At 68.0% G+C, this 25,567-nt stretch carries 22 protein-coding genes; 12 read left to right on the top strand and 10 right to left on the bottom strand.

The window, feature by feature from the left end:
* The first annotated feature begins 15 nt into the window (after positions 1-15).
* A complete protein-coding gene (locus ACSQ2H_RS10495) occupies positions 16-759 on the top strand; it encodes a potassium channel family protein (RefSeq protein ID WP_436061343.1) in 744 nt (247 codons plus the stop codon).
* Between the two features lie 115 nt (positions 760-874).
* Here ACSQ2H_RS10495 and ACSQ2H_RS10490 read toward each other — a convergent pair whose 3' ends face one another.
* Entirely contained in the window at positions 875-1,045 is a 171-nt protein-coding gene (locus tag ACSQ2H_RS10490; protein WP_436061342.1) for a hypothetical protein, read from the bottom strand.
* Between the two features lie 336 nt (positions 1,046-1,381).
* On the opposite strand from ACSQ2H_RS10490, the gene ACSQ2H_RS10485 reads away from it, so the two are divergent.
* The 10 genes from ACSQ2H_RS10485 to ACSQ2H_RS10440 all read left to right on the top strand — a co-directional run bounded on the left by ACSQ2H_RS10485 (position 1,382) and on the right by ACSQ2H_RS10440 (position 15,089).
* Positions 1,382-3,163: an FAD-dependent oxidoreductase gene (locus ACSQ2H_RS10485; protein ID WP_436061341.1), complete on the top strand. Its 1,782-nt coding sequence runs from the start codon at positions 1,382-1,384 to the stop codon at positions 3,161-3,163.
* Positions 3,154-4,980 carry a 2-oxoacid:acceptor oxidoreductase subunit alpha gene (locus tag ACSQ2H_RS10480; RefSeq protein WP_436061340.1) on the top strand — a complete coding sequence of 609 codons (1,827 nt, stop codon included), beginning with the start codon at positions 3,154-3,156 and terminating at the stop codon, positions 4,978-4,980. The genes ACSQ2H_RS10485 and ACSQ2H_RS10480 overlap by 10 nt, the downstream gene beginning before the upstream one ends.
* Positions 4,977-6,032, top strand: a complete 1,056-nt coding sequence (locus tag ACSQ2H_RS10475) for a 2-oxoacid:ferredoxin oxidoreductase subunit beta (RefSeq protein ID WP_436061339.1) — start codon at positions 4,977-4,979, stop codon at positions 6,030-6,032. Before ACSQ2H_RS10480 ends, ACSQ2H_RS10475 begins: the two co-directional genes overlap by 4 nt.
* Before the next feature lie 120 nt (positions 6,033-6,152).
* Entirely contained in the window at positions 6,153-8,819 is a 2,667-nt protein-coding gene (locus ACSQ2H_RS10470; RefSeq protein WP_436061338.1) for a hypothetical protein, read from the top strand.
* Positions 8,820-8,889: 70 nt separating this feature from the next.
* On the top strand, positions 8,890-9,822 hold the full coding sequence (locus ACSQ2H_RS10465) for an NAD-dependent epimerase/dehydratase family protein (RefSeq protein ID WP_436061337.1): 933 nt from the start codon (positions 8,890-8,892) through the stop codon (positions 9,820-9,822).
* 2 nt (positions 9,823-9,824) lie between these two features.
* Entirely contained in the window at positions 9,825-11,120 is a 1,296-nt protein-coding gene (locus tag ACSQ2H_RS10460; RefSeq protein ID WP_436061336.1) for an NAD(P)/FAD-dependent oxidoreductase, read from the top strand.
* Positions 11,113-11,541: a GtrA family protein gene (locus tag ACSQ2H_RS10455; protein ID WP_436061335.1), complete on the top strand. Its 429-nt coding sequence runs from the start codon at positions 11,113-11,115 to the stop codon at positions 11,539-11,541. The genes ACSQ2H_RS10460 and ACSQ2H_RS10455 overlap by 8 nt, the downstream gene beginning before the upstream one ends.
* A complete protein-coding gene (locus tag ACSQ2H_RS10450; protein WP_436061334.1) occupies positions 11,538-13,001 on the top strand; it encodes a UbiA family prenyltransferase in 1,464 nt (487 codons plus the stop codon). Before ACSQ2H_RS10455 ends, ACSQ2H_RS10450 begins: the two co-directional genes overlap by 4 nt.
* Entirely contained in the window at positions 12,992-14,329 is a 1,338-nt protein-coding gene (locus ACSQ2H_RS10445) for an FAD-binding oxidoreductase (protein WP_436061333.1), read from the top strand. The genes ACSQ2H_RS10450 and ACSQ2H_RS10445 overlap by 10 nt, the downstream gene beginning before the upstream one ends.
* Positions 14,319-15,089: an SDR family NAD(P)-dependent oxidoreductase gene (locus tag ACSQ2H_RS10440; RefSeq protein ID WP_436061332.1), complete on the top strand. Its 771-nt coding sequence runs from the start codon at positions 14,319-14,321 to the stop codon at positions 15,087-15,089. Before ACSQ2H_RS10445 ends, ACSQ2H_RS10440 begins: the two co-directional genes overlap by 11 nt.
* A 17-nt stretch (positions 15,090-15,106) precedes the next feature.
* Here ACSQ2H_RS10440 and ACSQ2H_RS10435 read toward each other — a convergent pair whose 3' ends face one another.
* The 9 genes from ACSQ2H_RS10435 to ACSQ2H_RS10395 form a co-directional block, all read right to left on the bottom strand.
* The gene (locus ACSQ2H_RS10435) at positions 15,107-15,835 is read right to left on the bottom strand and encodes a PepSY domain-containing protein (protein ID WP_436061331.1); all 729 of its coding nucleotides are present in this window, start codon (positions 15,833-15,835) and stop codon (positions 15,107-15,109) included.
* An 11-nt stretch (positions 15,836-15,846) separates the two neighbouring features.
* Positions 15,847-16,545, bottom strand: coding sequence for a hypothetical protein (locus ACSQ2H_RS10430; RefSeq protein WP_436061330.1), 699 nt, complete (start codon positions 16,543-16,545; stop codon positions 15,847-15,849).
* Positions 16,546-16,617: 72 nt separating this feature from the next.
* Positions 16,618-19,323, bottom strand: a complete 2,706-nt coding sequence (locus tag ACSQ2H_RS10425; protein WP_436061329.1) for a TonB-dependent receptor — start codon at positions 19,321-19,323, stop codon at positions 16,618-16,620.
* A gap of 457 nt (positions 19,324-19,780) precedes the next feature.
* Positions 19,781-20,104, bottom strand: a complete 324-nt coding sequence (locus ACSQ2H_RS10420) for a copper-binding protein (RefSeq protein WP_436061328.1) — start codon at positions 20,102-20,104, stop codon at positions 19,781-19,783.
* Between the two features lie 41 nt (positions 20,105-20,145).
* On the bottom strand, positions 20,146-21,117 hold the full coding sequence (locus tag ACSQ2H_RS10415) for a copper resistance protein B (protein ID WP_436061327.1): 972 nt from the start codon (positions 21,115-21,117) through the stop codon (positions 20,146-20,148).
* Entirely contained in the window at positions 21,114-22,829 is a 1,716-nt protein-coding gene (locus ACSQ2H_RS10410) for a copper resistance system multicopper oxidase (RefSeq protein WP_436061326.1), read from the bottom strand. Before ACSQ2H_RS10410 ends, ACSQ2H_RS10415 begins: the two co-directional genes overlap by 4 nt.
* Before the next feature lie 154 nt (positions 22,830-22,983).
* Entirely contained in the window at positions 22,984-23,568 is a 585-nt protein-coding gene (locus ACSQ2H_RS10405) for an RNA polymerase sigma factor (protein WP_436061325.1), read from the bottom strand.
* Complete coding sequence (locus tag ACSQ2H_RS10400) at positions 23,565-24,002, bottom strand: periplasmic heavy metal sensor (protein ID WP_436061324.1); 438 nt, start codon at positions 24,000-24,002, stop codon at positions 23,565-23,567. Before ACSQ2H_RS10400 ends, ACSQ2H_RS10405 begins: the two co-directional genes overlap by 4 nt.
* Entirely contained in the window at positions 23,999-24,292 is a 294-nt protein-coding gene (locus tag ACSQ2H_RS10395; protein WP_436061323.1) for a hypothetical protein, read from the bottom strand. Before ACSQ2H_RS10395 ends, ACSQ2H_RS10400 begins: the two co-directional genes overlap by 4 nt.
* 175 nt (positions 24,293-24,467) lie before the next feature.
* Here ACSQ2H_RS10395 and ACSQ2H_RS10390 point away from each other — a divergent pair, with 175 nt between their 5' ends.
* Positions 24,468-25,556: a serine hydrolase domain-containing protein gene (locus tag ACSQ2H_RS10390; RefSeq protein WP_436061322.1), complete on the top strand. Its 1,089-nt coding sequence runs from the start codon at positions 24,468-24,470 to the stop codon at positions 25,554-25,556.
* Positions 25,557-25,567 lie beyond the last annotated feature (11 nt).

Raw genomic sequence — 25,567 nt, 5'->3', positions numbered from 1 at the left:
CGCATTCGAGCACGGTTGCACGAACTCTACTTCGGCAAGTCCGACCGCTCGGTCCGCTTCCGGCTGACGGTGATCGCGGTCGACGTCGTGATGATCGCCTTCTTCATCGCCGCGCCGTTGATCCGCGAGACTCCGGCCTTCCTGTTCATCGACTACGCCATGGCCTTCGTGCTGGCCACGGACCTGCTGGCGCGGGCCCTGGCCAGCGACAATCTGGGAGCCTGGATCAAGCGACCCGTGACCTGGATCGACCTGTTCGTGCTGGTGACGCTGCTGTTCCCGCTCTGGCTGTTCAACCTGGCGTTCCTGCGGGTGCTGCGGCTGTGGACGCTCGTCCACTCCGAGTTCTTCTGGGACACGGTCGGCCGCCGCTACAACGAGACGCGATGGGAGGATGTGGTTCGGGCCGCGTCGACCCTGATCACCTTCATCTTCATCATGACGGGGTTCGTTTACACGAGCTTCGCGCGCACCGAGGGCATCGGCGGCTATGTCGACGCGCTCTACTTCACCATCGCCACGCTGACCACGACGGGCTTCGGCGACATCACCCTTCCAGGAACCTGGGGCCGGGTGATCTCGATCGTGACCATGCTGACGGGGATCACGCTGTTCGTGCGCCTCGCCCAGGCCCTGTTCCGGCCCTACAAGATCCGCTTCACCTGCCCGACGTGCGGGCTGCGCCGACACGACGTCGACGCCGTGCACTGCAAGGCCTGCGGCGAATTGCTGAACATTCCGAACGACGACGAGGTCTAGGACCGTGCCCGAGGAAGCCAGCCTGATCTATCTGCTGCTGGTGCTGGTGCTGCTCGCGCCTGCGGGCCTGGCGGCGTTGCGCCACCTGCTCCGCAAGCGCGACAAGTAGCGCGCCCTAGAGGGCGCGAGCCAGGCGCAGGTTTTCGGCGTGCTCCGCCTGGGCGCGACGCAGATTGATCTCCAGCGACTGGCTGTCCTGGGCCTCATCGGCGGCCGCATCGATCATGGCATCGGCGACTTCGGCGTCGTCGAACGGGGACGCGACTTCGAACGGTTGGTTCGGCATCGGAGGACCTCCTTGGCTGGCTGGCGAAATTGTTAAGCAAAGCTTGACGACAACCAAGCCCCTTCGCGTAACAGGCGCGTGAAATTCGCCCGGCTTCACAGCAACTTGAGCCGCGCCAAGCTGCGCCTTGGCCATCAGGTCCTCTGATGCGGCGCCCACCGCACAAGTCGACGAAATCGCACACTTAGACGTTGGAAGCCGCAAGAAATGTATTGGCTCACGCAACGATAGGGTCCTACCATCCTCTCGAACGCTGCGTCGCGGTAAGGCGAGTCTGCTTTCACTGACCCTCGTCTTCGCAGCCGCGAAAGAATGGCGTGTGGGAAGGAAGCGATTGTGCACCGCACCAGTACCGAGGGGCCTGACTACTTTCATAAAGTCGTCGATTGCCAGTGGGCCTGCCCGGCCCACACGCCTGTGCCTGAGTACATCCGCCTGATCGCCGAAGGCAGGTACTCGGACGCCTACATGGTCAACTGGAAGTCGAACGTCTTTCCCGGAATCCTGGGACGGACCTGCGACAGACCTTGTGAGCCGGCCTGCCGACGCGGGCGCGTCGAGGATGAGCCGGTCGCGATCTGCCGGCTCAAGCGCGTCGCCGCCGACAACAAGGACGACATCACCGGTCGCCTGCCTGCGCCCGTCGCGGTCTCCAACGGCAAGCGCGTGGCGCTGGTGGGCGCCGGGCCCGCATCGCTTACGGTCGCCCGCGACCTCGCCCCCCTCGGCTACGAGCTGACCCTTTTCGACGGCGAAGCCAAGGCCGGCGGCATGATCCGCAGCCAGATCCCCCGCTTCCGCCTGCCGGAGGAAGTCATCGACGAAGAGGTCGGCTACATCACGGGCCTCGGGATGGACGTTCGTCTGGGCGCGCGGGTCGACAGCCTCAAGGCGCTGATGGACGAGGGCTACGACGCCGTCTTCGTCGGCACAGGCGCCCCGCGCGGCCGCGACCTGGACCTGCCCGGACGCCAGGAGGCGGCCGCCAACATCCACATCGGCATAGACTGGCTGAGCAACGTCTCGTTCGGCCACCTCGACAAGATCGGTCGGCGGGTGATCGTGCTGGGCGGCGGCAACACCGCCATGGACTGCTGCCGCACCTCGCGCCGGCTCGGCGGGGAAGACGTCAAGGTCATCGTCCGCTCGGGCTTCGAGGAGATGAAGGCCAGCCCCTGGGAAAAGGAGGACGCGCTCCACGAGGACATCCCGATCCTCAACTTCCTCGTCCCGAAGGCCTTCACTCACGACAATGGACGACTGACCGGCGTGACCTTCGAGAAGGTGCGCCCCGAGTACGACGCCAGGGGACGCCGCAGCCTGGTCGCGTCGGGCGAGCCGGACGAGCACTACGAGTGCGACGACGTGCTGATCGCCGTCGGCCAGGAGAACGCCTTCCCCTGGATCGAGCGCGACATCGGCCTGGCGTTCGACGAGTGGGGCATGCCCACGGTCGATCCCCTCACCTTCCAGTCGACCGTCCCGAACGTGTTCTTCGGCGGCGACGCCGCCTTCGGCCCCAAGAACATCATCTGGGCCGTGGCCCATGGGCACGATGCGGCGATCTCCATCGACAAGTTCTGCAAGGCCGAGGATCTGACCGCGCGGCCGCCTCCCGGCACGTCGATGACGAGCCAGAAGATGGGCATCCATGAATGGAGCTACGACAACGATCCGGCCAACGACACGCGCTATCGCGTGCCCTTGATGGACAAGGGCGAGGCGCTGAAGGACGTCCGGCTGGAAGTCGAGCTGGGCTTCGACCGGGCGATCGCCTACCGCGAGACCCAGCGCTGCCTGAACTGCGACGTCCAGACCGTGTTCGCGGAGTCGGCCTGCATCGAGTGCGACGCCTGCGTCGACATCTGCCCGACCGACTGCATCACCTTTACCGAGAACGGCGATGAGGACGACCTGCGGGGCCGCCTGAAAGCCCCCGCACTGAACCACGACCAGGCGCTTTACGTCTCCGGCGACCTTCCGACCGGCCGGGTCATGGTCAAGGACGAAGACGTCTGCCTGCACTGCGGCCTCTGCGCCGAGCGCTGCCCCACCGGCGCGTGGGACATGCAGAAGTTCCTGTTGGAAATGACCCATGCGGGGGGATCATGCCGCTAGAGGCGCTGAACGATTTCGTCGTCAAGTTCGCGAACGTCAACGGTTCCGGGTCGGCCAGCGCCAACAGCATGTTCGCCAAGGCGATCCTGCGCATGGGCGTGCCGGTCGCGGCCCGCAACATCTTCCCATCCAACATCCAGGGCCTGCCGACCTGGTTCGAGGTCCGCGTGACTGAGGCCGGACATCTCGGGCGGCGAGGCGGCGTCGACCTGATGGTGGCGATGAACCCACAGACCTGGGATCGCGACATCGCCGAGATCGAGCCTAGCGGCTACCTGTTCTATGATTCCACCAAGCCGCTGCCGCCCTCCAAGTTTCGAGACGACATCACGGTGGTCGGCGTGCCGCTGACGGCGATGTGCAACGCCGCCTACCAGATCCCGCGCGAACGCCAACTGTTCAAGAACATCATCTATGTCGGCGCCTTGGCGACGCTTCTCGACATTGAGATCGGCGTCATCGAACAGCTCCTGGCCGAGCAGTTCGCCGGCAAGGACCGGCTGATCGCCGCCAATGTCGCGGCGCTGCACATGGGCCGCGACTACGTCGCCGAACATCTTTCGCCGTTGCGGCTCAAGGTGCGGCGCGCCGATCGGGTCGGCGACCGGATCTTCGTCGAGGGTAACGCCGCCGCCGCATTGGGCGCGGTCTACGGCGGCGCGACCGTCTGCGCCTGGTACCCGATCACGCCTTCGACCTCGCTGGCGGAGGCCTTCACCGGCTACTGCGAGGACCTGCGCACCGATCCGGAAACCGGCAAGGCGCGTTACGCCATCGTACAGGCCGAGGACGAGATCGCCGCGATCGGGGTCGTTGTCGGGGCTGGCTGGAACGGCGCCAGGGCGTTCACCGCCACGTCGGGGCCGGGCGTGTCGCTGATGACCGAGTTCATCGGCCTCTCGTACTTCGCCGAGATCCCGGCGGTGATTTTCGACGTCCAGCGCGGCGGCCCCTCGACTGGGATGCCGACCCGCACACAGCAAGCCGACCTGCTCGCGGCCGCCTATGCCGGTCACGGCGACACCAAGCACCCGCTGCTGCTGCCCGCCGATCCCGGGGAGTGTTTCGAGATGGGGGCGCAGGCCTTCGATCTCTCCGACCGCCTGCAAACCACCGTCTTCGTCATGCTCGATCTCGACATCGGCATGAACGAGTGGCTGACCCAGCCCTTCGAGTGGGACGACAGCCGCAAGCTCGATCGCGGCAAGGTCCTCGGCTATGACGAACTCGAGGCCGGCGTGGAGTTCGGCCGCTATCTCGAAGTCGATGGCGACGGCATCCCGTACCGGACCTATCCGGGCGCGCATCCGACCAAGGGCGGCTACTTCACCCGCGGAACCTCGCGCAATCCCTACGCCCGCTATAGCGAGGAAGGCGCGGTCTATGTCGGCAACATGGAACGGCTGCTGCGCAAGTTCGACACCGCGCGGCGCCTGGTGCCTGGGCCGATCCTGCGAAACGCCACGCGGGCGACTCGCGACGGCGTCATCTACTTCGGTTCGAGCACGCCAGCCGTTCACGAGGCGCTGGGCAGCCTGGAACACGCCGGACTGCACCTCGATGCGCTGCGGGTACGTGGTTTCCCCTTCGCCGACGAGATCTTCGCGTTCATCGCCGCGCACGACCGGGTGTTCGTCATCGAACAGAACCGCGACGCCCAGCTACGGACCCTGCTCATCAACGAGGGCGAGATCGATCCGTCGCGGCTGACCGCGGTGCTGCACTATGACGGCACGCCGATCACCGCGCGCTTCATCACCGAAGCGGTCACGCGGCTGATGAGCCAGCGCAGGCCCATGCCGGAGGCGGCCGAATGACCTACATCACCAAGCCGCAACTGCATCATCCGCAGCTCAAGCCCAACGCCCTCGGCTACACCCGACGCGACTACGAAGGCGCGGTCTCCACCCTGTGCGCCGGCTGCGGTCACGACTCGATCTCTTCCGCCATCATCCAGGCCTGTTACGAACTCGACCTACCGCCGCATCGGGTCGCCAAGCTGTCGGGAATCGGCTGCTCGTCGAAAACACCCGACTATTTCCTGGGCAATTCGCACGGGTTCAACACAGTTCATGGGCGCATGCCCTCGGTGCTGACCGGCGCCAATCTCGCTAACCGTGACCTGATCTATCTGGGCGTTTCCGGCGACGGCGACAGCGCCTCGATCGGGCTGGGCCAATTCGCGCACTCGATCCGTCGTGGCGTGAACATGCTCTACATCGTCGAGAACAACGGCGTGTATGGCCTGACCAAGGGCCAGTTCTCGGCCACCTCCGACAAGGGCTCGAAGTCCAAGAAGGGCGTGGTCAACCACGACGCCGGCATCGACCTGGTCAGCCTGGCTCTGCAGATGGGCGCAACCTTCGTGGCGCGCTCGTTCTCCGGCGACAAGAACCAGCTCGTGCCTCTGATCAAGGCCGCGCTCAGCCACAAGGGAGCCGCCTTCATCGACTGCATCAGCCCCTGCGTGCAGTTCAACAATCACGCCGGTTCGACCAAATCCTACGACTATGTGCGCGAGCACAACGAAGCTGTGAACCGGATGGATCTGGTGCCGGCGCGCGACGCGATCACCATCGACTACGCTCCGGGCGAGACCGTGCCGGTCGCCCAGCACGACGGGTCGGTGCTCCACCTGCACAAACTGGCCGAACACTACGATCCGTCCGACCGGGTCGGGGCCCTGGCCTATCTGCAGGCGCGTCAGGCGCTGGGCGAGATCGTGACCGGCTTGCTGTTTCTCGACCCCGAGGCGCGCGATCTGCACGAGAACCTCGGAACGGTCGACGTTCCCCTGAACACGCTGAGCGAACGCGAACTGACGCCTGGGGCGGCCGCACTGGCCAAGCTCAACGCGTCGCTGCGCTGAACCGAGCGCGACGACCTGCCACGAGCCACAACCCCCGCTAGCATCTTCTTCGCTACACGCTGCTACCCTATGGTCTACGCCCGCTGATTCATCGGCGGGTCGAGGGGGAGCGATCGGGGCATGTGGTTGCTGCGGGCGATGCTTGGCGCGCTGGCTCTGCTGAGCCTTGCGATCACGCTTGCGCCTGAGCCCGCCGCCAAGCCCATGCATGGCGTCGAGACGCACGTCATCGTCGGGCGGCCTTACGCCCACCCCCTGCGCGACGCTGCGGACCTCGACGGCGCGCTACGAGCTGGAACGCCCCGTGACTCCGCCATCCTGCGATCGTTGTCGCCGATCGGCGTACGTCCCATGGCTCTGGAAATGGGCCCGCTCGAGCCGGTCGACTACGTCGGGGTCACCTATCAGGGGGCGGTCCGCGAGTACGAGACGCGCAACGCGCTTCATCTGCGGTGCTCCAGTCACGAGCGGCTCAAGCCCATCAGCGGCGGCGCGACCGAAGGAACCTACACCGAATCCATCATCCCGCTGGGAGCGGACTGGTGCCCTGGCGGCAAGGTCTACCTGCGGCTCGTCGGGACCTCCGACTTCCGCAATGTCGGCGTCGCGCCGCCATACGCAGTCTCTGCGCTGAGCTACCTCAAGCAGTCCTATCTTGGCTATGTGGGCTATCTGTTTGCGGCGTTCGTCGTCGTGTTCGCCGCGTTCTTCTCGGGCGGCGTCGTTGCGCGGGCCACGCGAAGCGGAGTCGATCCGGTGCTGGCCGGATTCCTGGGCCTGGGCGGGACCTCTCTGGCTGTCTTCTACGCTTACGCCTGGACCCCGCTGCCACCTCGCGGCGGCCTCATATTTGTCGCCGCGCTCGCCGCATTCGCCGCATGGACCTGCTGGAAGACCCCGGACCTCGCCAGATCGGTCTGGCGGGCGCAGCGACGCCCGGTCTACGCGTGGTTCCTGACCGCGTTCCTGGTCTTCACCGTACTGCACCTGGGCGGAACCGGATCGGGAGTGTGGGAGCCGGCGCGCCGGTTTGCACCGGCGGTCTGGTCCTCCGACCATCTGCTGCCTGGCATGTTCGCGGAAGCCGTGCGGCTCAGCACCCATCCCCTGCAGACCCTGCCCGGCGACTGGTCGCTCAGCGACCGCCCGCCGCTGATGGCCGGCGGCTACCTTCTGTTCGCCGACATCTTCGCGCTGCTCCAGGCGAACAACGACGGACGACACCTGCAACCGGCCGCGCTCGCGGTCGGCGGCATCGCCCTGTCAGCCCTGTGGGCCGCGGCGCTCTACTGGGCCATTCGCCGGGCCGGCAAGCTTCCAGCGGCGTTCGCGACCATCGGCGTCGTCTTGATCGCCGTCACGCCGTTCGCCCTGTTCAACACCGGCTACACTTGGCCAAAGCTGATGGGCGCGGCGTTCAGCATCGCCGCGGCCGCCTACGCTTTCCGACTGCGCCGACCGCCGCGCGCCCCTATGGGCGAGACCATGATCTTCGGGGGCCTGGCCGGGTTCGCCGTGCTCTGCCACGCAGCCTCGGCGTTCTTCCTGGCTCCGGTGGCCCTGATCTACTTCACCACCCGGCTCTGGCGCTCGCCCAAGGCGCTGATGGCCGGCGCCGCCGTCGGCCTGGCCCTGCTGGCGACGTGGTCCGCATTCAAGGCGACCGCCTTGCCCAGCGAGGATCCGTTGCTGTCCTACGCGCTCACCGGCGAGCTGCACCTCGGCTCACAGGAATCCCTGCCGACGCGGATCGCGGCGCGATATCGGGACCACACCGCGCTGGAATGGCTGCAGACCAAGGCCGAGGTCGCGGCCTATCTCTTCACCCCGACGCCGCGCCCCGGCCCCGAACCGTTGTCGCGCCCCATTCCTCCAGGCGAAACGGACCTCGCAGGGCGGCTGCGATACTGGGACTTCTACGCCCTCAGCGCCGGTAATATCTCGATCCTGCTGCTCGGGGCCTTTGGGATCTGGAGCGTTCTGCGAACACGGGCCCATCGCACTCCCCAGGCCGCGCTGGCCGCTCCCCTCCTCGGCGCCGCGGCCGGATGCTACGCGCTGTTCGTCGGCGTGACATTCCTGGCGCTGTTCATTCATCAGTTCAGCTACGACGCGGTGCTGGCGCTCGCATTGGCCGGCATTGTCTCGGTTGGCGCTTGGCCGCGCGGACGAACGGTGCTGCTGACGTTGGCCGCGGCTGCCGCGCTCTATACGGCGGTGGTCTGGATCGCAGCGCCGCTCCGCGCGCTGATCAGCCTGGACCTCGTGGCCGTCGGGGCGCTGTCGCTAACCGGCATCAGCCTGGTCCTCGCCCGGCGCGCGCCCGTCTCCGCCGCCCCGGCCCGGACGGCGCTCGTCGCCCTGGGCCTCGTCGCCCTCCTGGGGGCCGGCCTGGCGCTCAGGCCCACGGCGATCATCCGGGAACTCAACTCGCCTGAACTGTCCTACATGGCCAAGCTCGTCCCGAATCCCGGCGTCGATCCCGACCGCTGCCGCGGCAGCCTCGATGGCGTAGCGGCGCGCAAGACGGGCGATTGGCGCATGTTCGGCTGGGCCTGGGACGTCGCCGCGGGAGCTCCGGTGAAAGCCGTCATGGTGCTGGACAACGGCCTGCTCGTCGGCGGTGCGGTCACCGGCAAGCTTCGCGCGGACGTGCCTCAGGGGCTGCCCATGGTCACCGATCCGGGCGTAGGCTGGATTCTCGATGTCGCCAGGCCGCCCGCACGCCCGCGGGTGCTGGTGACCCTCGGCGACGGCTCGACCTGCACCCTCGGAGGGGCGTCCTGATGCGGCGCAGAATCGTCCCATCTTCCCAGCCTCCGGCTGCGGCCCATCCGCTCCACGTGCGTGCTCTTCCATGACCCAGCGTATTCTCGTCACCGGCGCAGCAGGTCTCGTCGGCCAGAACCTGATCGCCCAGCTGGCGCGCACGGGCGAGTTCGACCTGGTCGCCGTCGACAAGCACCCGCAGAACACCAGCGTTCTCAAACGTCTGCATCCGCAGCTTCAGGTCATCACGGCGGACCTCGCCGAACCCGGCCCGTGGGAGGACGTCGCCGCCGGCTGCGACGCGGTCGTGATGCTGCAGGCCCAGATCGGCGGTCTCGATCCCGAGGCGTTCCGGCGCAACAACATCGTCGCCACCGAGCGCGTTCTGGCCGCCGCGGCGCGCGGCCAGCGGCCCTACGTGGCGCATGTCAGTTCGTCGGTGGTGAACTCCCAGGCCCACGACCTCTACACCGAGAGCAAGAAGGCGCAGGAGGCGATCGTCGCGCGGTGCGAGCTGCCGCACGTGATCCTGCGGCCGACGCTGATGTTCGGCTGGTTCGACCGCAAGCATCTGGGGTGGCTGGCCCGTTTCATGCGGCGCGCGCCGGTGTTTCCGATCCCGGGCGACGGGCGTTATCTGCGTCAGCCGCTCTATGCCGGGGACTTCGCCAGCATCATCGGCGCCTGCTTGCGGGAGCGGCGGCAGGGGACGTTCAACATCTCCGGCCAGGAGCGGATCGACTACATCGACCTCATCCGGCAGATCCGCGATATCGACGGATCGCGCACGCCTATCGTCAGGATTCCGGTCTGGCTCTTCAGTATCCTGCTGAAGACCTACGCGATCTTCGACCGCAATCCGCCGTTCACCACCGCCCAGCTCAAGGCGCTGCGGACGCCGGACGTGTTCGAGGTGATCGACTGGCCGGGCATCTTCGGCGTCCGCGCCACGCCCCTGCGCGAGGCGCTGAGCGCCACCCTGAAGGACCCCGCCTACGCCGATGTCGAGCTGACCTTCTGATCATGGCCCGGACGGACGACAGACTGCTGGTGATCGGCGCAGGCCCGATGGGACTGGCCGCGGCCTATTACGCCGCCAAGGCGGGCTGGAAGGTCGAGGTGCTGGAGGCCGGCGACCGGCCCGGCGGCATGGCCGCGCACTTCGACTTCAACGGCCTGTCGCTCGAGCGCTTCTACCACTTCTGCTGCCGCAGCGACGTCGACACCACCGCCCTGCTCGCCGAACTCGGCCTGCCGCCGATCTCCTGGGTCCCGACGAAGATGGGCTACTTCGTCGACGGCAGGCTGCATCCGTGGGGCGATCCGATCTCGCTGCTGACCTTCCCCGGGATGAGCCTGGTCGAGAAGGTCCGTTACGGCCTGCAGGCCTATCTCTCGACCAAGCGCTCGGACTGGCGGCGGCTCGACAAGATCAGCGCCGCGGACTGGTTCCGCGCCTGGTGCGGCCCGCGGGTCTACGACAAGCTCTGGCGACCGCTGTTCGAGCTGAAGTTCTACGAGCACGCCGAAAGCATCTCGGCCGCCTGGGTCTGGCAGCGGATCAAGCGGCTGGGCCGCTCGCGCCGCTCGCTGTTCCAGGAAGAGCTCGGCTACATCGAGGGCGGCTCCGAGGCCCTGGTCGCGGCGCTGACCGACGCCATCGAGAAGCTCGGCGGGACGATCCATCTACGCACCCCCGCCACCCGGCTTCTGATCGCCGACAGCGCCGTGCGCGGCGTCGAGATCGCTGACGGACGCCGTTTCGAGGCGAGCCAGGTGATCTCGACGGTCGCCATGCCCTATGCGGCCGCGATGCTGGCCGACCACCCAGAGCTGGCGTCCACCTATGCGCAGTTCGAGAACGTCGGCGTGGTCTGCGTCGTCCACCAGCTGGCCAAGCCCGTCAGCTCGAACTTCTGGGTCAACATTTCGGACGCCGCTATCGGCGCGCCTGGGTTCGTCGAGTTCTCGAACCTGCGCCCGCTCGACCGGCACATCGTCTATGTCCCCTACTACATGCCGGCCGGCAATCCGGCGTTCGGGCGGACCGACGAGTCGTTCATCGAGGAAAGCTTCGGCTATCTGCAGCGGGTGAACCCGGCGCTGGGCGCCGCCGACCGCATCGCCAGCCACGTCGCACGCCTGCGCTACGCCCAGCCGGTCTGCGACGTCGGCTTCGCCGACAGGATCCCCGATCCGCAGACCCCAGTGGGCGGTCTTCAGATTGCGGATACCTGCTTCTACTATCCAGAGGATCGCGGCGTATCCGAAAGCATCGGCTATGCGCGACGCCTGGTGGAGAGCCTTCCGCGTGCATGAGCGCCTGCGCCCATTGCTGAGCCGGCAGTTCGCCGCCTTCCTGCTGGTCGGCGGGACCGCGGCTGCGGCCCAGTGGCTGAGCCGCTTCGCCTTCAGCCACGCCCTGCCCTATGCCGCCGCCGTCATATGCGCCTACGCGGTCGGGGTGCTGGTCGCCTTCGAGCTCAACCGCCGCTTCGTGTTTCCGACCGCGCCGGGTGATCGCCGCGGTCAGTTCATGCGCTTCCTGGCGGTGAACGCCGTCTCCTTCGCCGTCGTCTGGCTGGTATCGATGTTGCTGGGCGAATGGCTGCTGCCGCGGTTCATGGCCCGCCCGTGGGCCGAGGCCATCGGCCATGGCGTGGGCGTACTGTCCCCCGCCGTGCTCAGCTTCGCCCTGCACAAGCGCTACACGTTCCGAACCCACGGGCCCACCGAATGACCCTGCAGCCGAACGCTCAACGCGCAGCCGCCAGCGTGCTGGTCGTCGACCTCGACGACACGTTGGTCCGCACCGACACCTTGGTCGAGCAGTTCGTGGCGCTGGTGTTCCGCAAGCCGCTGGCCGCGCTCATGCTGCTACCGATGCTGTTGCGCGGCCGCGCGGCGTTCAAGGACCGGCTGGCGCAGTTGCAGCCGCTGGACCCGGCCGCCTTGCCCTACAACGAGCCGCTGCTGGACTTCCTGCGCGGAGAGAGGTCGCAGTCGCGGCCGATCCACCTGGTCACCGCCGCTCACCAGACCGTCGCCGACGCCGTGGCCGGTCACTGCGGGCTGTTCGACAGCGCCGAGGGCAGCGACGCCGGGCGCAACCTCAAGGGCGCACGCAAGGCCGAGCGGCTGGCTGAACGCTTCCCGGGAGGCTTCTGCTACGTCGGCGACTCCCGGGCCGACCTCAAGGTCTGGGCGCATGCGGAGAGCATCGTGCTGGCGGGCGCGACCGCCAGCGTCGCCCAGCAGGCGCGAAGCCTGGGCAAGCCGCTTGAGGCTGAGTTCGGCCGTGATCGACCAAGCCTGAAGACCTGGCGCAAGGCGCTGCGCCTGCACCAGTGGACCAAGAACCTGCTCGTGTTCCTGCCGCTGCTGCTCTCGCAGAAGTTCACCGAGCCGCATGCAGTGCTGATGAGCGTCGTGGCGTTCGTCGCCCTCGGCCTGACCGCCTCGGCGACCTATCTGATCAACGACCTTTCCGACCTGGCGTCCGACCGCCGTCACGCCACCAAGCGCAGCCGCCCGCTGGCCGCCGGCGTGCTGCGCATCGAGCATGTCGCGGTCGCCGTTCCGCTGCTGCTGATCGCCGCCGCGGGGCTGGCGCTCGCGACGTCCCCGGCCCTGCTGCTGGGTCTGGCCGGATACGCCGCCCTGACCCTGACCTACACCTTCCGGCTCAAGCGTCGGGCGATGCTGGACGTCGCGGCCCTCGCCTCGCTCTACGCCATCCGCATCGCCATCGGCGCGGCCGTGATCGGCACGCCGCACTCGCCGTGGCTGATGACGTTCTCGCTGTTCTTCTTCTTCTCGATGTCGCTCGCCAAACGCTACGCCGAGATTCACAATTTGCGCGATGGCGGGCTGTCTCGGCCGTTGCCCGGCCGGGGCTATCGCACCGACGACGGGCCGGCCGTCTTGGCGCTGGGGGCGGCGTCCAGCGTCGCCTCGGTGCTGGTGGTGATGACCTATCTGATGGAAGAGGCGTTTCCCTCGAACATCTACGAACAACCCGATTGGCTCTGGGTCGCACCGTTCCTGCTGATGATCTGGGTCGGCCGGATCTGGCTGGTCGCCGGGCGGGGTGAGCTGGACGAGGATCCGATCGCCTATGCGATCAGCGACCGTTTCAGCTGGAAGCTGATGGTTCCGCTCGTCGCAGCCTTCGTGTTGGCCACCGTCGCATGGCCCTGAGCTTCCACAGCCAGGTCGTCGAGCCATGGGGACGCACGCCACGGCTGACGCACCAGGTCGCCCGGCCCCAGCATCGGGACCAGCTGCCTGGCTTGCTTCAGGAAGCCGGTGGAAGCGAAAGCCTGCTGGCGGCGGGCCTGCACCGCTCGTACGGCGACAGCGGCCTCAACCCCGACGGACTGATGATCTCGATGCGCGGCCTCGACCGCTTCATCGCCTTCGACCCGGCGACCGGCGTCCTGCGCGCGGAGGCCGGCGTCAGCCTTGACGAAATCTTGCGCATGGCGACGCCCCACGGGTGGTTCCTGCCGACCACCCCGGGCACCCGGTTCGTGACCCTGGGCGGGGCGATCGCCAACGACGTGCACGGCAAGAACCACCATCGGGCCGGCTCGTTCGGTCGGCACGTGCGCCGCATCGGCCTCATGCGCTCGGACGCCGGAGCCCTGGAACTTTCGCCCCAGGAGCGGCCGGACCTGTTCCACGCGACGCTCGGCGGTCTGGGCCTGACCGGCCTGATCGCCTGGGCCGAGATCGCCCTGGCGCCGATCCCGAGCACGCTCGTCGACGAGGAAACCGTCCCGTTCGCCAACCTCGCCGAGTACTTTCGGCTGAGCGCGGAAAGCGACCACTATTTCGAGCACGTCTCATCCTGGATCGACTGCACGGCCAGCGGCGGCGCGCTGGGCCGCGGGGTCATGTACCGCGCCAACTGGTCTCCGGGCGGCGGACTGGCGCCCCATTCGCCCCGGCAGAAGCTGAACGTGCCCGTCACCGCGCCGCCCGGCCTGATGAACCGGCTGTCGCTCAAGGCCTTCAACGCGGCCTATGGCGGCTTGCAGCGGATGCGGCGCGGGACCGCCCGCAAACATTATGGCGGCGCCTTCTATCCGCTGGACGCAATCGGCGGCTGGAACCGCTTCTACGGGCCGGCGGGATTCTACCAGCACCAGTTCATGGCGCCCGTCGAGACCCAGCAGGACGCCATGGCCGAGGCGCTGCGGACGCTCGCGTCCACGGGCCAAGGCTCCTTCCTGGCGGTGCTCAAGAGCCTTGGCCCCCTGCGCTCAGGCGGCCTGATCTCGTTCGAAGGTCCAGGCGCCTCGCTGGCGCTGGATTTCCCGAACCGGGGCGAAGCGACGCTGAAGCTGCTGGAACGGCTCGACGCCATCGTCGTCGCCGCCGGCGGCAAGATCTATCCGGCCAAGGACGGACGGATGTCCGCGGCCACCTTCCGCGCGGGCTATCCGCGCTGGCGCGAGCTCGAGGCGCTGCGCGACCCCCTGTTTTCTTCACGTTTCTGGCGACGAGTAACACATGACCAATAACGCCTGGCGCGGCCGCGGCGTCCTCATCCTGGGCGCGGCCTCAGCCATCGCCGAAGCGGTCGCGCGCGACCTCGCCGCCCAAGGCGCCCAGCTGGTGCTGGTGGCGCGCGATGGCCCGCGGCTGGAGGCGATCGCCGCCGACCTGCGGGTGCGCGGCTCTCCCAATGTCGCGGTGCGGGCGCTGGACCTCGTCGAGTCCGAACCGACGGACGAGCTGTTGCAGTCGCTGGCCGACGCCATCGGCGGCTTCGACACCGCCCTGATCGCGCACGGCCTGCTGGGCGACCAGACCCGCGCCGAGCAGGACGCCGCGCACGCCGCGGCCCTGATCGACGTCAACTTCACCTCGGCCGGTCTCTGGGCGCTGGCCCTGGCGCGCCGGCTCGAACGTACGGACGGCCGCAACGGCGTGGTCGCGGCGATCGGCAGCGTCGCCGGCGACCGCGGCCGCAGCTCCAACTTCGTCTATGGCGCGGCCAAGGCGGGGCTTGCGGTGCTGATGCAGGGACTGGCCCACCGCAGCGCGCTGCACGGCGGTCCCAAGGCGGTGGTGTTCAAGCTGGGCTTCGTCGACACCCCGATGACCGCGGACCTGCCCAAGGGCGGGCCGCTGTGGGCCACGCCGGACGCGGTGGCCAAGGTCATCGTCAAGGGCCTGAACGGGCGCAGCGCGATCGTCTACGGGCCCTGGTTCTGGCGTTACGTCATGCTGATCATCCGGCTGCTGCCGCAGCCGGTGATCGCCCGGATCGACATCTAGTCGTCCGGGCCTCGGCGTCAGCCTTTCGAGCGTCCTTCGCGGAGGCGCTCGATCGGGTCGAGCAGGTAGGCGAAGTCCTGGCGGCGGAAGCTGCGGAACAACAGGATCACGCCGCTGAGGGTCAGCCAGGTGACGCCGCTGGCGACCGTGACGATCAGCGGGTGATTGAAGCTCTCCCGCTTGGTGTAGTCCATGATGTGGATCATCCAGAAGATGTCCCACAGCCGCCAGGTGTCGTTGCGAAGCAGGACCATCTCGCCGGTCGCCGCCGACATGAACAAGGTCGTCTGCTCGGCGTCGGCGAACTCGACCCGCCAGGCGGGAAGTTCGGCGGTGCGCGACTCGACATCATGCTTCTCGACCAGACGGATCGAGGCGACGCCTTCCGGTCCGGCGAACACGGCCGCCGCGAGAGCCCCGGCCTTGGCGGCGTCGATGGCGACCGGCGCGCCCGTCGCCGCGTCGAGCAGCTTGACGCCCGAAGGCGTCGTGGCCTCGTAGACGTGGCCTTGGCCGAGCGGCTTCAGACGCATCTTGAGGACGGGCTCGCCCAATGCCGCGGCCACCTGCGGCAGCGGCAGGGTCTGGGCCGGCAGCATGACCGAGGGGACCTGGCGGAGCGAACCCTCGCCGGAGACCTTGTGGTGATCGAGCAGGGCCATCATCGCCCCGCTGATCGACCAGAGCAGCATCTGGAGGCCCAGGATCAGGCCGAACCACTTGTGAAGCGTGCGGATCAGGAACATCGGTCGATCCCTCAGGCCGTCTTACGCGCGCGGCGTCGGCGGCGGAAACTGTAGAGCAGCAGCCAGCCGCCGGTCGCCGATGTCGCCACCGCCATCCAGGTGGCGACGCGCAGCAGCGTGTTGTTCATGTCCGTGCGCTCTTCGTAGTCCATGATGTGGAGCATCCAGACGAAGTCGAAGGTGCGCCAAAGGTCGTGACGCTTGGCGACCAGTTCGCCGGTCATCGGCGAGATGTAGAGCGTGGGCTTCCACATGCCTTCGAACTCGACCCGCCAGATCGGGACCGGGCGGTTCTTGATCTCGCTGGGCGCGGTGTCGAGCAGTTCGACCTTCGAGACGCCCCCCTTCCCCGCATAGAGCGCCACGGCGCGGTCGCGCGCGGCCTTCTCGTCGAGCGGTGAGAGCATCTCGCCGTTACGAGCGTCGAAGAGCATGCGGCCCGGAATGGCGTCGACGATGTAGACCGGCTGGCCCAGCTGGGTGTCGAGGCGCACCGAGCGGGTCCCGCCCGGGATCAGGGACCCCGGCTCGACCAGCGAGGCCAGGGGCTGAGCCTGCGGGCCCGGCGCGCGCACCAGATGGTCGCCGTGGATGATGTCGATGTGGATCGCGGTCATGTAGAGGCCGCTCAGCATCCAGAACACCGCCTGGACGGCGATGATCAGGGCGAGCCACTTGTGGGTCTTCCGGGCCAGGGCCGGCAGGCGCATGTCGAACTCTCTTCAGCAAATAGCCGACGCCGGACGGGCCATGGGGTAGCCCGTCCAGCGTCGTGCGCCGACCTAGTTGAACTGGTAGGTCAGGCGCACATAACCGCGACGACCCAGAAGGTCGTAGGTCATGGTGTCGGTGTTCCCGTCGGTGAAGCTCTGGATGTACGGAGCCTTCTTGTCGAAGATGTTGTCCACGCCGACGGCGATGTCGGCGTTGTCGGCGATGCGATAGGCGACCTGGGCGTTGTGGTAGAACACGCGCGGCGCCTGATAGCCGATGTCCTTCGGCGCGGCGTTGAAGTCCGTCGCCTTGCCGATCATCTGCACCGAGTAGGTCCCGGTCCACTTGTCGTCGGTGACCGTGAAGCTGGCGTTGGAACGCCACTTCGGATAGCCGCCGTTGCCGCCGCCGATGTGACCGTCGAAGCGGATCGGTTCGGCCCCGTCATAGGCGGTGATCAGGTACTCGCCGAGATAGGTGGTGTTCCAGTCGAAGCTCGCCCGGCGCTCGAACAGGTCGAAGTCGTAGTGGATGCCGATGTCGACGCCGGTCATCTCTTCCTTGCCGGTGTTCACCGGGATGGACGAGAGGTAGTTGACCTCGCCGGTCAGGGTGCTGCGGGTGAAGTTGGTCGGGCCGCAGAACGGATGGGTCATCCCCGCCGAGGCGTAGCAGACCGCCAGCTTGGTCGAACCCGGGATCGAGCGGATCGCATCGGTGATCTCGATGTCGAAGTAGTCGATCGTGAGCGACAGGCCGCTGACCTGGGGCGGCGTGAACACCAGGCCGAGCGTCAGGGTCTTGGCCTCTTCCGGCTGCAGGTCGCTGTTGCCGCCGTTGGTGGTCAGGATCGTGGTGCCCAGCTGGCGGTAGCCGGCCGGAACGCCCGAGGCCTGGCAGTTGGCGATCAGGGTCGCGTTGCCGCTGGCGCTGTAGCCGCTGCAGGGGTCGGTGGTCGTCAGGTTGCCTTCGGCGACGCCCCCGAACAATTCGGGCACGCTCGGAACCCGGAAGCCGGTGCCGTAGGTGGCGCGCAGGCGCACGCCCTCGATCGCCGTCCAGTTCAGGCTGGCCTTGTAGGTCACGTTGCTGCCGAACAGGTCGTAGTCCGAGTAGCGAACGGCGCCGTCGACATCGAGGCGCTTGATCAGCGGCAGGTCGGCCAGCAGCGGCGCCGAGACTTCCAGATAGGCTTCCTTGGCCTTCATCGAGCCGGCGATGGAATCCTGCTGGTTGGTGTTGCCGATGCCGAGCACGGTGAGAGCGTCGGGATCACGCCAGCCCTCCTCTTCGCGATAGAGCAGGCCGACGGCCGCGCCGACCGGACCGGCCGGCAGTTCGAAGACCGTGCCGGAGAAGTCGAGGGTGGCGCTGCGCTGCTCGTTACCGCCGGTGTCGCGCGAGGTGTAGAGGATGTAGTCCAGCACCTCCTTGGTCAGGCTGCCCTCGCCCAGATAGTCGCCGCAGGGCGCGCCGGGCACGCAGTTCATGCTCTTCTGCACGCGGTCCAGGTTGGCGATGTTGGTCATCGCGTCGATGCCGGTGTTGCGGCCCCAGTTCACCGCCGCTTCCCAGGTCCAGTCGCCGACGACCTTGCCGCGGGCGCCCGCGACCAGGCGGTAGGTGTCGGTTTCCTGGAAGAACTTGCGCGGGCCGCCCTCGCCGAGCCGGCGGGCCAGCAGGACCAGGTCCTGGCCGGTCGGGTTGTTCGGGTTCGACGCGCGGATGGTGAAGTCACGCAGCAGGTCGGGGGTGCCGTCCGGATTGGTCGGGCGATGGGTCAGGCCGCCGGGGGTGGCCAGCTGGTTGCTCTTGCGGTGGGTGAAGAAGAACTCGCCGAACAGCTGGACGTCGTCGGTCAGGTCGTAGTTCGCCAGGAACGCCGTGCTGATCCGCTCGATCGGCGAGACCGCATTGAGGAACGGGTTCGAATTGAAGCCGTGCTTAGCCCCGTTGTAGAGCTCGAAGTAGTTGCCGTCCGGGCCTGGCGTCTGGCTGAAATTGACGACCCGGCCGTCGGCGAGCCGCGCACGGCCGCCCAGCGTGTTGCCGCTGTACGAACAGACCAGCTGGCCGCCGCTCTCGCCGAGGCTGCACGGCGCGCGGCTGGCCATGTTGACCGCTTCGGTCTTCTGGTAGGTGAACGCCGCGGTGACCCCGCCGCGCTCGCCGCGCATGCCCCACAGCAGGTCGACGGTGTAGTCCTCGCCGTCGCTCTCGTCGGTGACGCCGTACTTGGCGGAGACCTTCAGGCCTTCGTAGCCGTCGATGGTGACGATGTTGACCACGCCGGCGACGGCGTCGGCGCCGTAGATCGCCGAGGCGCCGTCCTTCAGCACGTCCATCCGCCCGATGATCGAGGTCGGGATCATGTTGAGGTCGGGGGCGCTGTTGGCGCCGGTGCCGCCGTTCACGACGCGGCGGCCGTTGATCAGGGTCAGGGTGCGGTTGATGCCCAGGCCGCGCAGGTTCACCTGCGCCGTGCCGTAGCCGTTGCCGGTCCAGTAGGCGCTGGTCTGGCCGCCGGCCGCGCCGGCCGAGGCCGGCAGGCGCTGCAGCAGGGTCTCGACGTTGGTGACGCCGGTGTTGGCGATCTCTTCCTGGCTGACCACGGTCGCCGGGCCGACGCCGCTGATATCGACGCGCTTGATGCGGCTGCCGGTGACGATGACTTCCTCAACGTCGTTGGCGCTCTGCGCCCAGGCCGGAACGGCGGACATCGCGCCAGTGAGCATCGCGCTCGCCAGCAGCAGGCGCTTGGAAAAACGGTTCATACCTACCCCCTTGTCAGAAAGCGCCCTGAGCCACCCTCCCGGCGTTACGGAGCGCTTCGGAGCCCTCGCGGCGGACCGGCGACGGCTAATGTCTATACATATTTGGCATTGCACGAGCAGGACCGCTGATCACGGCCATCCTCCGAAGAATAGGCCGCACACCGCCTCGACGCGGCGACGTAGAGTCGGCGCGCCGCCTTCCAGGCGACATGTATTTTCGAAACTATCCCCACTCGTCCAATACCGCTTGGCGTGTATCGGATCGTCTTGCGACTGCTCTTGACTTACCCCGTTCTCACTACGCTGATCCCCTCACCTCAACGACCCTATCGTCGCTCATTGGGGATACGCGCGCCCTCTCTCGACCCCTCAGAATTTTTCCGGGTACGGCCGGATTTTTTGACCGGGATCAAGGCGAGGCTCCGGGGCGACGGAGCCGCCCCGGAGATTGAACCGCCTATTGCGGACGGATGGCGGTGATGGTCTGGCCGCTGAGGTCGAAGCGCACCTTGGCGCCGACCTTGACCTTGGCCAGCAGCGCCTTGTCGGCGACCTTGAACGGCATGGTCATGGCCGGCCAGTTCAGGGCCTTGATCGGATCGTGGGCGATGGTCACCGAGCCGGTCTTGGCGTCGATCTTCTTCACCACGCCCGTGCCCTCGACGCTGCCGGCGGCGGCCGGGGCGGCGTGGCCGGCATGATCGCTGTGGTCCTGACCGTGGGCCAGGGCACCGGTGGCGCTGACGCCGACGGCCGCGACGGCCAGAAGCAGGGTCTTCATGTCTTGGTCTCCAAACTAAGCTCGCGCCCTCGGCGCGAGGACTAGAACCAGGCGCGCACGCCCAGGACGAAACGGGTGTCTTCGACGTCTTCGCCGGCCGCGCGGGCCAGATCGGCGGTGTCGCCGAACTTCCGCTCGTGCGAGACGCCGATGTAGGGGCCGAACTCGCGGCGGAACTCGTAGCGCAGCCGCAGGCCGAGCTCGGCGCTGGTCAGGCCTGAGCCGACGCCCAGTTCCGGAACCTCCTGCGCAGCCAGCTCGATCTCGGCGCGAGGCTCGAGGATCAGCTTCTGGGTCAGACGCAGGTCATAGGCGCCTTCCAGCCGAGCGGAGAGATCGCCCTTCTGCGAGAGGAAGGCTGCGCCCTCCAGCTCGAACCAGTAGGGCGCGACGCCCTCGAAGCCGACCGTGGCGTAGGTCCGCGAGGGGCCAGGCTCGAAGTCGTGCCGGACGCCGGCCTGCAGGTCGAAATAGGGACCGATGGCGCGCGAGTAGAGCACCTGGGCCTCGGCCGAGTGCAGGTCGCCGCCGAACGCGCCCTCCCCGGCCGACTTCAACACCAGGCGGTTGACGTCGCCGCCGTACCAGAACTCGCCCTCCCAGGCGTAGGCGTCCTCATCGGAGCCCGGCCGGATCTCGGCCGTGCTGAGCATGACCTTCCAGGCCTTGCCGCCGCCGTGCTCCTTGGCGAGTTGGGCGCGGGCGGCCGCCATCGCCTGGCGGTCGAAGTAGCGCTCGGCCGCATAGTCGCCCGGGACCGGCGGCGCCGGCGCATTCCCAGCCGGCGGGACGTTCGCCGGCGCAGGCATGACATGACCTGCGTGGGGGTCGGCGGCGGCAGGCGCCGGCATCGCGTGGCCGGCATGCGGATCAGCCGCGGCCGGGGGCATGGCGTGGCCGGCGTGAGGGTCGGCCGCCGGAGCGGCCGCAGGCGGCGCGTGATGCTCGTGCTGGGCGGCGGCGGGGGTGGCCAGGGCGAGCGGCGCCAGGGCGATCAGAAGCTGGCGGCTCACGCGGCGTCTCCTTCGAGGGGACGCACGGTCACCACGTTAAACATGCCCGCGTGCATGTGGTACAGCAGGTGGCAGTGGAACGCCCAGTCGCCGCGCTCGTCGGCGGTGAAGTCGAACGCCACCTTGCCGCCCGGCAGCACGTTGACGGTGTGCTTGCGCGGATGCCGTCCCGGATTGCCGGTCACCACCTCGAAGAAGTGGCCGTGCAGGTGGATCGGGTGGGCCATCATCGAGTCGTTGACCAGCACCACGCGGACCCGCTCGTTGTAGCGGAACGGGATCGGGTCCTTCAGGTGGCTGTAGGTCACCCCGTCGAACGCCCACATGAAGCGTTCCATGTTGCCGGTCAGGTGGATCTCCAGTTCGCGCGACGGCGGCCTGGGATCGGGATTGGGATCGAGCGAGACGAGGTCCTTGAGCGTCAGCACCTTGTGGCCGACGTCCTCCAGCCCCTGCCCTGGATCGCCGGTGCGGTCGGCCGGCATCGGCGAGATCATCTGCACGCCGGGACCGAGCTTGACCTGCGGCGCATTGCGCGGGTCGAGCATCGACATGCCCGAGTGGTCCATCTCCATGCCTTCCATGCCCGGCATGGCCGAGTGGTCCATGCCCATGTCGCGCATGTTGAGCAGCGGGCGCTTACGCAGCGGCGGAACCGGCGCGGTCATGCCCAGGCGCGGCGCCAGCGTGGCGCGGCCCATCCCCGAGCGGTCGGCGGCTTCGGCGACCAGCGTGTAGGCCTGATCGCCGGTCGGCTGGACGATGACGTCGTAGGTTTCGGCCGGAGCGATCTGGAACTCCTCGACGTCGACCGGAACCACGTTCTGACCGTCGGTCTGCACGACGCTGAGCTTCAGGCCCGGAATGCGAACGTTGAAGATCGTCATCGCGCCAGCGTTGACGAAGCGCAGCCGCACCCGCTCGCCCGGCGTGAACAGGCCGGTCCAGTTGTCCTTCGGCCCGTGGCCGTTGATCAGGAAGGTGTAGGTCGACCCGGTGACGTCCATCACGTCGGTGGGGTCCATCAGCATCTTGGACCACTCCTTGCGGTCCTTGAACGACTGGTCCTCGCCCTTCAGCAGGCCGGCGACGGTCTGCTTCTGCATGTTGAAGTAGCCGGCGTGGGCCTTCAGCTTCCGGAAGATCTCGTGCGGATGCATGAAGCTGTAGTCGGACAGCACGACCACGTGTTCGCGGTCGTACTTCACCGGATCCTCGCCCGCCGGATCGATGACGATCGGGCCGTAGTGGCCCATCTGCTCCTGCAGCCCCGAGTGGCTGTGGTACCAGTAGGTGCCGGCCTGGCGCACCTTGAACTCGTAGTGGAAGGTCTCGCCCGGCTTGATGCCCGGGAAGCTGACCCCCGGCACGCCGTCCATCTCGAACGGCAGCAGCAGGCCGTGCCAGTGGATCGAGGTGTCCTCGTCGAGATTGTTGGTCACCGACAGGCGGACCTGCTGGCCTTCCTTCAGGCGGACCAGCGGCGCAGGCACCGTCCCGTTGACCGTGATCGCGTGGCCGGCGCGGCCGTCGACCTTGAACGGCGTGTGGCCGACGGTCAGGGCGATGTTCTCGCCCGACACGGTCGGCAGGGTGCTGGCGATGCCCGGGGTTCCGCTCTGCGCCCAGGCCGGCAGCAGCGCGCTGAGGGCCGCTCCACCGCCCAGGGCGGAGGCCCCACGCAGCAGTTGGCGTCGATCGAAATCCTTCATGGGCGGCCCTTCAAAGCATGGCCCGCCATGCGCGGGGGAGCGCCGACGGGTCGGGTACAGGTCGTGTCAGTCATGGTGGGAAAAGAACAGGTTCCCATCGTGGGAGGGTCAAGCGGACGGTCAGAACGAGATACGCGCGCCCGATCGTCTTCCCTCAGGCCTGATCGGCCAAATCTTCGACGTTCAGAAGTTCAGCGAGCCTGCGCCGGGCCCGATAGACCCGGGTTTCGATGGTTTTCGCCGACACGCCGAGCAAGTCTCCCGCCGCCTGCTGCGAGAGTTCCTCGAAGGCGGTCAGGATCAGCGGTTCCTTGAGCTTGGCCGGCAACATGGCGATCGCGCGGTCCAGCGCCCGGCGCCTTTCAGCGGCGATCAGACTGGTGTCTGCGCCCGGCTGCGGATCAGGCGCGGCCGCCACCTCCTCGCCGCCCGGGTCGGCGCCGAAGAACACCCGGCGCACCGTCTCGCGGCGGCCCCGGTCACGGCACTTGTTGAGCGCGATGGCGCGCATCCAGCTCGCGAACGAACGCCCGGCGTCATAGCGCGCCAGGTTGCGCCAGGCCGCGACGAAGCTCTCCTGCACGACTTCGTAGGCTGCGTCGGCGTCGCCGACGTAGCGGCGGACAAAACGGTACAGCCATCCCTTGTGGCGGCGCATGAGCAGGGTGAAGGCATGATCCTCGCCCGCGAGCGCCCGACGGGTCAGCTCGGCGTCGGACGCCTCGTCGGATCCGGTCACTTCGCGTCTTCGGTCAGGGCCTCCGACACGCGTCTGTCGAAGATCACGGCCTGTTCGGGGGTCAGGATCGCCCGCATCTCCAGGATATGGACGACCGTCTCCTTCTGGAGCTCGCCCATCACGTCGTGGAAGTGCTCGATAGCGGTCCGTACTTCAGGCGAGTACTCGTGCTTGGCGTTGATGGCGCCCGCCAGCTCGGCATTCGCCATCCGCAGCTCGGCCTCGCGAGCGCTGCGGGTGATCGAGAACTCCCGCTCCAGCGCCTGCAACTGCCGGCCCTGCTCGGCGCTGAGGCTGAGCTTCTCGTGCATGAACTCATGCAGCGAGGGCTCCTTCTTGGCGTTGATCACATAGGTGGCGCCGCCCCAGGCCCCAAGGCCCGCCGCCAGCGCCGCCAGCAGCACCGTCAGGATCGCCCCCCGCAAGCCGCTCACCGGCGCGCTTCCAACAGCGTCGAAGGCGCAAGCCGGCTATCCAGGGCGAAGACCGACGTCTCCTTCGGCGCGGCGACCGCGGCCACCGCCGAAGCGCTGCCGACCGCGGCGCCGACCACCAGCGCCATGACCACGCTCGCCATGCGGACGGACGCGAACCCGAACGCCGGCTCGCGCTCGATGCGCGCGCCGCCGACCCGCCGCCAGACGGCCGGTTCGAGCTGGCTCAGATCACGGTCCGGCCCTTGGGATTTAAGGCCTTCGACCAGTTCATCCAGCGAGTGGTTCATCGACGACTCCGAATACGTCACGCCATCTATACGCGACGGCCAGGCAAATCCCTCAGCTTTTGCAGATGCATCGCGCCGCCAAGCGCGCGGGAGTTGCATCCACCCTGGCGCCACCCGACATCCATCAATCGTCGACAGAGCCGCCGGCTGGTGCGCGCTCCGCCGAGGACTGACCATGACCGCCGCCGTCGCCGCCGAACCCAGCCTGACCGACCTGGCGATGAAGGCTGCTCCGCTTCTTGAAAGCCGGCTGGCGAAGTCGCGTGTCCCCGCCCTCGCCGCCGCCGTGGTCAATCGCAACGGCGTGGTCTGGTCCGGCGCGGCGGGCCTCCGTCGAAAACTCCAGGAGACGCCCGTAAGTCATTCCGACCGCTGGCATCTCGGATCAAACACCAAGGCCATGACCGCGGCCTTGTTCGCCCGGCTGGTGCAGGCCGAACTCACGCACTGGGACGCCCCGGTGAGCAGCCTGTTTCCAGACCTGGGGCCCGACGCCGGCTGGGACGCCCTGACCATAGCCGACGTCCTGCGGCACCGATCCGGGCTGCGCGATCGCGGCCTCGTCGACGCCGCCTGGATCGCCCACGCCGGGTCCTCGCCCGCCGAGGCCATCGAGCAAAGAAGCGAACTGACGGCCCGGGCGCTGCGCGGCCCGCCGCGCCGTGGATTCGCCTACGCCAACGCCAACTACGTGATCGCCGGCGCGGCGATCGAGCGGATCACGGGCCAGACCTGGGAAAACGCCATGCGCTCCTGGCTGCTCGAGCCGCTCGGCATGAGTTCGGCCGGGTTCGGCGCGCCGCGCGGCGAGCAGCCCTGGGGCCACAGAAGCAAGCTCGCCGGCTTCAGCGTCGGCGCCGCCGTCGACCCGCGCTCGCCCGAGGCCGACACCCCGGCGTTCCTTGGCCCTGCCGGCACGGCGCACATGTCGCTGACCGATCACGCCAAGTTCGCACGGTTGTTCCTCGCCGACGGCGCCGGGTTCCTGACCCGCGCCAGCATCGCCGCCCTGACGACCCCGCCGACGGGCGAGCCCAATGACTACGCCTTCGGTTGGGGCGTCATCGCCAATCGCCCGTGGGCGCGCGGGCCGGTGTTGCTGCACGAGGGCTCCAACACGCTCTGGCACTCGGTCATCATCGTCGGCCCACAGCGCGGCCTGGCAGTTCTGACCGCCGCCAACGCGTCCGGCCCCGGCGGCCGGGCCGCCCAGGGACTGGCGCTGGACCTCGTCAAGCTATACGCAGGCGCCGACCGCCCCTGACCTTCGGCGGC

Origin of the sequence: Phenylobacterium sp. LjRoot97 (assembly GCF_964254345.1) — a bacterium.
Taxonomy (GTDB): Bacteria; Pseudomonadota; Alphaproteobacteria; order Caulobacterales; family Caulobacteraceae; genus Phenylobacterium.
This window is presented reverse-complemented; position numbering and strand designations above follow the sequence as displayed.